This is a genomic window from Candidatus Magnetaquiglobus sp. (genome assembly GCF_058402785.1).
The window spans coordinates 1-7,672 of record NZ_JBZVFG010000046.1 but is presented as its reverse complement, the minus strand read 5'-3'; the positions used below and the strand labels follow the sequence as shown (position 1 = coordinate 7,672).

Annotated in this window: 4 protein-coding genes; all 4 read right to left on the bottom strand. The window is 65.2% G+C overall.

All coding sequences use genetic code 11. The features are described from left to right. A partial coding sequence (locus ACV4UY_RS13420; RefSeq protein WP_491608091.1) for a TolC family protein occupies positions 1-1,461 on the bottom strand: 1,461 nt, incomplete at its 3' end. 4 nt (positions 1,462-1,465) lie between these two features. Beyond that, complete coding sequence (locus tag ACV4UY_RS13415; RefSeq protein ID WP_491608090.1) at positions 1,466-2,830, bottom strand: HlyD family type I secretion periplasmic adaptor subunit; 1,365 nt, start codon at positions 2,828-2,830, stop codon at positions 1,466-1,468. Beyond that, on the bottom strand, positions 2,820-4,457 hold the full coding sequence (locus tag ACV4UY_RS13410) for an ATP-binding cassette domain-containing protein (RefSeq protein WP_491608089.1): 1,638 nt from the start codon (positions 4,455-4,457) through the stop codon (positions 2,820-2,822). Before ACV4UY_RS13410 ends, ACV4UY_RS13415 begins: the two co-directional genes overlap by 11 nt. Positions 4,458-4,631: 174 nt before the next feature. Beyond that, the coding region (locus tag ACV4UY_RS13405) for an ABC transporter substrate-binding protein (protein WP_491608088.1) at positions 4,632-7,672 on the bottom strand (3,041 nt) is incomplete at its 5' end.

Genomic DNA, 7,672 nt, shown 5'->3' with positions numbered 1-7,672 from the left:
CGGTTTCGGCGCGCTCGCGCCCTTGCCCGCGGCTCCGGACTCCTTCCTGGACGGAGATCCCTTCCGGGGATCCTTGCCGGAAACCAGGGCCGCGCCCTTCTCCTCTTCCAAGGCATCGGCCTTGGGCAGCCCGAACCGCTTGCCGCGTTGCAAAAGCTCCAGATCCAGCGCACCCATGGTCTTGAGCAGTCCGAAACGGGCCACGAGCACGTCGGCCATGGCGGTTTCGGCATCGCTCTGGGCATTGATCAGGCCGGTCTCGCCGGAGAGCACGTCGATCAGGGAACGGGCTCCGTGCAGACGCTCCTGACGGGCCATGCGCAGGAATTCGGCGGCGATGCGGGCCTGATTCTCCAGAAACTCGGCATTCTCCTGGGTGGTGCGGATCGTCTCCCAACCGTTGCGCGCCTGCTCCTCGCTCTGACGCCGGGCATCCTCCAGACGGTTCCCGGCGGCGGCCATCCCCTCCCGCGCCCCATCGAGCGCATGGAATCCGGCCAGACCAAGATTGAAGGGATAGCTCATCTCCACACGGGCCGCCAACTCCTGCTGATTGCCCTGCACCCCCTCGGCGTCCTCCTTGTATTTCTTCTCCACCACGGCACCCACCCGCGGCGACAACTCCGCACCGATCACCCGCGCCTTCTCCATCTCACTGGTGGTCACCGCCACCTGGGCAAGCTGGATCTGCAGGTTGCCGTCACGGGTTCGGGCCAACACCTCCTCCAGGCTGGGAGGCAGACGGTTGGCCGGATTGGCCAACTCGAAAAGCGTCTCCGGCGGACCCGGCTCCACCTCGAACAGGGTGCGGAAGTGGTTGATGGCGGTGTTCACCGAACCCTTGGCCCGCGCCAGACGCGCCTGGGCTCCGGACAACTGGCTGCGTGCCTGCAAGGCATCGGTCTCCAGGCCACCGCCCAACTCCACCCGACTCTCCTCCAGACCGGTCTGCTTGCGGATGTTCTCCACCGACTGCTCGGCGAACGCCAGGGCACGATGGTGTTTCAGAAGATTCACGCAGGTGGTGGCCGCGTCCAGAATCAGATCCGCCCGCTGATTGGCCAGCATCAACTCCGACTGCAACCGCGACAACTCCGCCTTGGAAAGCTCGGCATGGGTCTTGCCGAAGTCCCAGAGGAGTTGATTCAGCGTCATCGTCAGGGTTTGGGCCTCCATCTCGGTCCGTTTGCCGCCATTGGCCGGCTTGCGCTTCTCCTGGCCCGTGGCGCCGTTCATCTTGAAATCCGGGAACCAGCCACCGCGAACCTTGCCGACATTCGCCCGCGCCGCCTCCACGTCCCGCTTGGCCGCCAGCAGACGCGGATGCTGCTCCAGCATCCGTTCCGTCAGGCCGCGGCAATCCTCGGCCCACGCCGGGGTGATCAGGCCGCAAGCCAACAAGCCGGCCATGAGCCCCAGCCGGGCCACCTTCCGCCTCTCACCTGGAATCAACCGTTTCATGCCTTCAACGTTCCTGAAAAGTGGCCTGCAACGAACGCAACCACGGGGTCAACAGATAGTCCAACACGGTCCGGCTGCCGATCAGGATCATGCACACCACCTGCACGCCGGGATACAACGCGTAACTCCGCTCCTTGGCCTCGAAGCGATTCCGCTCCGTGACGATGCGAATCCGGTAGAAGGTCTTGCCCTCCGAGGTGACCAGCGCATCCGGACTCACCCCCTCCACCTCGCCGGCGATGCGACCGAACAACACCGCGTCCTGGGAGTTGAGGGAGACCCACACCCGCTGCCCGGCATGCACATAGCCGATGTCCTGCACCGGCAGACGGGCGTCGATGATCAGGCGATCCTCGACCGGCACGATCTCCATCACCGTCTGGCCAGGGCCGATCACCCCACCCTCGGTGGACACGGCCATGCTCTTGACGATCCCCTCCACCGGCGAACGGAGGATGGTCAGATCCTGGGCCTGACGGAATTTCTTCAGGCGTTGGGACTGCTCTTCGTAATTCTGCCGGGCCTGGGTCAACTCCTTGCGCGCGCCCTCCAGAAAATTGGCCCGCAGCGAGTCGGCCCGCTCCCGCGACTCCTTGAGCGCCGCGTTCAGACGGGGCTGCGCCGCCTTGTCGGCGGCGATCTGCCCCTCGATGTTGCGCTGCTGCCGCACCAGTTCCAGATGGTTCATGCGACTGGTCAGTTTTCCTTCCATCATCTTCCGGCTGATCTCGACCTGATCGGTCACGGTCGCCAGAATCTTCTGATTGCTCTCCAGACGGATGCGGTTTTCGACCAGTTCCTGTTCGCGCTGGCTCACCGTACTCTTCAAGGTGGAGAGTTCATGGGCGAACCGTTCGCGCCGCGCCTGAAAGGTGGCCAGTTCGGTCTTGATCCGCTCCGGATCCCCCTCGACCACCTCCGGATCGAACCGGGGCGCGTCGCGCTCCTCCACCTCGGCGCTCAACCGGCCCATCTCGGCCAGCAGTCCCAGCAAACGCCGTTTCAGCTCCTCGAAATCGGCGTTGGAACGGACCGGATCCAACCGCAACAGCGGCTGGTCGCGGCGCACGGTCTCCCCCTCCCGGACCAGGATCTCCTGAACGATCCCGCCCTCGAGGTGCTGAATCGACTTGACCCGCGAACTGGGCATCACCACCCCCTGGGCCTGGGTGGTCACGTCCAGGGGGGCATGGGCGGCCCAGAACAGCAGGAGGCCGAAAAAAATCGCGCTCACCAGCAACAGACGCCGGGCGTGCCGATCGAGCATCGAGGGTTCGTCGCCCATCAGCGGCATCCGCGCCTCGGGAGGAACCGCGCACCCGGCGGAAAGCCGCACCCGCCCAACCGCCGAACCCCGCTCACGATCCACCTCCCCGACGTCCCAGATCGATCACCCGCCCCGCCCCCTGGAGGATGCTCTCGTCGTGGGAGGCGATGACCAGGGTCTTGCCACGCCGGGCCAGTTCGATCAACAGGCCATACACCTGGGTGGTGGCCTCCCGATCCAACCCCTCGGTGGGTTCGTCGAGCAGCATCACCGGCGCATCGCCCGCCAGGGCGCGGGCCAGGGCGAAGCGGCGTCGGATCCCCGGCGGCACCTCCCGACCATCGTGACCGAGGGCCAGATCCAGACCCGCCGGATGCTCGGCCAGAAACCGCCCGGCCCCCACGCTCGTCAACAGGGCGCGCATGCGCTCCTCATCCAGCGATCCCTCCACCGCGAGGAGATTCTCCCGCAAGGATCCATCCAGAAAGGTCGGCTCCTGGGGCAGATAACCCAACCGGCGGCGACGCCACTCCGGGGCCAACTGACGCATCTCGATCCCATCCACCAGGATCTGTCCTCCGGTTGGTCGCATGAGCCCGGTCATGAGCGCCAACAAGGTCGATTTGCCCGAACCGTTCGGTCCGGTGACCACACAGATCGTTCCGGCGGGAATCTCCACGGAGAGCGCCCGGATGAGAGCCACCGGACGACCCGGCCACTGCATCGTCACCTCGCGCAAGGAGAGTTCACCGCGACACGCCATGAGAGCCGAACCGCTCTCCGATTCGGGCTCGACCCCGCGAGCGAACTCCCGTGCCGCCCGCAAGGTGCTCTCCGCCTTCTTGAAAGCCTCGGCCAGGGTGACCAGACGTCCAATCGGTCCGAAGGCGCGTCCCGCCAGGATGTTCACCCCGATCAGCGAACCCACGTCCAAGCGGCCATCCACGACCAGCAGCGCCCCCACCCCGGTGAGCGCCACGTTCCCCACGGCCTGGAGCGCCTGGGCCCAGGAGGCCGCGTCTCCCCCCGCGAGGGCCATCCGCCGTCGGATGTGGGCCGCCTCGTGGACCACCCGACTCCAGCCGCTCATCAGAAGTTCCCTGCCGCCGAAGTGGCGCACGCTTTCCGGGGCGCGCAGGGCCGTGGCCAGCAATCCGGACTGGCGCTGGTTGATCGCATGCCAGGCCCGGACCGGAATGTTCATGCGGCGCTGTCCGAACCAGCCCGCCGCGACCAGCAGCAACATCACCAGCAAGGTCACCAGAGCCAGGGACGGAGCCAGCAGGGCGATGATCCCCACGAACAGGGCCAGATAGGGCAGATCGGTCAAGGCGGCGATGTTGGCCGCGCCCAGGGTGTTGGCCTCCTGCTCGACGCCGCGCACCAACGCTTCCAGCTCCTCGACCGGACGGCGCCGCAACGTCTCCAGGGGCGCGGTGAGAAGCAGTCCGAACAGCCCGATGGTCAGACGGGTCTCCTCGTCGCGGGAAAGCTCCGCGGCCAGGCGCAACCGCACGCTCCGAAAGGCCAGCTCGCCCAGAATCGCCAGCACCACGCCCCCGGTCAAGGTGAGCAGCGTGCCGGTGACCCCGTATACCACGTAACGGTTGAGCACCTGAATGGTATACAGCGAGGAGGCGATGCCGAGCATGTTGATCATCAACGCGGCGAACAGCAACCGCGTCAATGCGCCCGGATGGCGCCGCAACCGCTCCCAGACGACTCTCATCGCGGCTCCGCGTGTCTGGTCATTCAGGCACTCCGCGCCCCGGATCCCGATTCGGTTCCCAACCCGCAGGCAGGCCAGCCGGTTTCCAACCCGTCCGCCGGCTCGAGACGACTTTCAGGCGCCGGACCGCATCCCGACCCGCCGCCAGGCTCGAACCACCCGCCGCGCGCCGGTTCAGACCGCCCCATCACCGCCCTCATCCTCCTCCGTGGCCTGGAGTGGTCTCTCCCGCCAGGCGATGTTGTTGGCCTCGAAGGTTTTCCACAGCAGCTGCCAGAACTCCTGGATCGCCGCCTTGCGTTTGGCGAACGGCATGTACATCCCGACCGGATAGTGGGCCACCCACGCCCCCTCCTTGAGCGTCACCCCGAAATAGTAGGCCTTGGGCGCCTCGTTGGCCGGAGCGTCGGTGGGCAGGCTCTTGACCTGGGCCAGACACTCCTTGATGAGCTTCAACACGAAGACCGGTTCGTGCTTGGGATCGGTGTAGACATCCAGGTTGCGCTTGATGTTGCGCGGTTTGGTGAAATTCTGGATCTCGGCATCCGAGGTTTTGCTGTTCGGGAAGGAGATCAGCTGCCCGTCCAGGGAGGTGAGGCGGGTGGTGCGCCAGGTGATGTCGCTGACCACGCCCATGCTGTTGTTGAGCCGGATGGTGTCGCCGATGTTGAAGGGGCGTTCGATGTTGAGCATGATGCCGGACACGATGTCGCGCAGATTGGACTGGACCGCCATACCGATGATCATGGCCATCACGCCGGAGGTGGCCAGCATGCTGGTGATGCTTTTGTCCATGACGAAGGCGACCACCCCGAAGCCGGCCAGCAGGTAGACGATCAGCACCACGGTCATGCGCAGCACGTTGGGGATCTTGCGTTGGGTACGATTCTCCAGGGGCACCCAGATGAACCGCTCCAGGGCGATGATCGCCAGACGCGCCGGAATGAAGAACCAGAGGGTATCGAAAACCATCACCACCCCATCCACCGTGGAGCTGGTGAAGTTCTGCAGGCTGTAGTCACGCGCCAGATTGCCGAGGGTCATGAGCAGCGTCGGCCAGAAGATCATGCGCAGGAACAGGGTCTGGATGCGCCAGAACTGTCCGCGATCCTTCCGGTCGAGCAGACGCGCCAGCATGCTCATGACAAACGAGAAGATGGCCAGATAGACGAACTGATCGGTCGAATGGAGCACATCCCTGGCGTCGAACCGATCGGGTTTGAGCACCATGCCGGCATCGAGCAGGGAGAAGAGCGGTCGCGGCTTGCCGAAGCCGACGAAGACCGGGCTGCCATCCACGCCGCGCGGCATCACCTCCTGGGAGAGCCAGGCGCGCATGATCAGCCAGCCGGACGCGCCGGCCAGCACCTTGTCGCGATTGAGCGCCACCTCGATCGGATCGGTCACCTCTTCGTCGAGATGGAAGTAGGCTCGCACCCGCTCCAGAAGGGTCGGCTCCCTGGGCTTGGCCTCGGCGCCCGAACCGGGCTGGGAATCGGGCGGATACCCATCCTCGCCCTGGGCGCGGTTGACCAGGTTCATGCCCAGCAGGTCGCTGACGTACATCAGGTTGTGGCTGCCCAGGGTGCGGTGATGGAACGACAACCCGACCAGTTGGGTGCCGTAGTTGCGTTCGATGTCCGAGTAGCCCATGTAGAACTTGCCGCGCAGGCGATAGGCGCGGTAGTTCATGTCGCCATCCTTGCCCTCGCGGGTCGGTTTTTCCAGCGTCAGAGGGGTGACGGCGTTGGTGAACACCACGTCCTGGGGTTCGAAATCGCCGCGCCAACGGAACCAGACCGAAAAATCGATCTCCACCGTGTTGGCCGCGCGATCCAGGGCGGAGACCTTGGCCAGGCGCACGCCGGTGTAGACCACGTTGGTCTTGTACATGAAGCGGTCGTTGACGTAGAGGGCCCGACCGGAGGTCACTTCGCCCAGCAGGTTGGTCACCCCCTCCTCGCGAATCGGCGAGAGCTGGGTCATGGCCGCGACCAGACTGGCCCCGTCGTAAAGCCCCACCATGGAGTCGCGGGCCGCGACCCCCCGGGCATTGAAGAAGAGCGGTCCGTTGATGCCTGGGAAGGCCTTTTCGACCTGATTGCGGGCGGCGATGTGCTCCCGCACCCGTTGACGCAGGGTTTTGTCGCCCTCCTTGCCATACCCCTCGGCCAGGGCCGAGGTCATGAGTTTGGCGCTCTCGTAGGCATAGGCCGCCACCCAGTCCGGCCAGGTGTGATGGAACCCGGTGAAGCCGGTCTGGAACTTCTGCGCCCGTTCGCCGGCGGTATCGAAGAGCATGGGGGTGGTCATGAGGGTGCCGTTGAGGGCTGCCGCGGGGGTTCCCTTGCCCTTCCACGCCGCCGCGAAACCATCCTGGAAGCCGCGCGAGGCCAACTGGCGCATGCCAACGATCCGTTGACGCACCCCACCCTCGCGCAGGGTGGCGATCATGCGGATGGCGCTTTCCACCTCGCCGAGCACCAGGAAGGTTCCGAAGAGTTTCTTGGCCTCCACCTCCGCGACCACGGCCTTGAGTTCGTCGTCCATCTTGCCGGGGGTGAGGGGCCATTTGTAGAGCACCTTGGTGCCGAAGCGTTGGTACACCTCGTCGAAGGCCGTCGCCAGCTGTTCGCCGCGCGGATTGGCCTCGTGCAGGACGAACACCGTCTTTTCACCCACGACGTTGCGCAGATAGTTGGCCAGGAAGCGGATTTCCGTGGTCTCGTCGATCAGGGGACGAAAGACATAGGGATTTTCCGGCAGGGATTTGTCCGGGGCGCTGGTCATGAGGATCGCCGGCAGGGACTTCTCGCCGTACAGCGGGATGGCCCTGGCCGCTGACGCGCCATGCCAATGTCCCACCACGCCGATGACATCGGGATCCGTTTCGGCCTTCTGGGCGGCCTGGATGGCCGAGTCGGCGCTGGTTCCCTCGTCGATCGTCTCCATGGCCAGCATGCGGCCCTGAACGCCACCCTTGCGGTTGATCTGCTGGACAAGCAGATCCACGCCGCGTTGCATCGCCTCGCCCTGGGCCTTGTCCGGTCCGGTGAAGGGGGCGACCACGGCGATGCGCATGGGATTGCCGACGGGTTCCTTGAGGAAGAACATCCAGACAAGCGCCGAGAGGGCGCTGGCCACGATCGCGGCCAGGACGAAAAAGAGGGTAAAAAGCTGTTTTTTGGTTAACGTGCCAAGCCACGGTCTGAGAT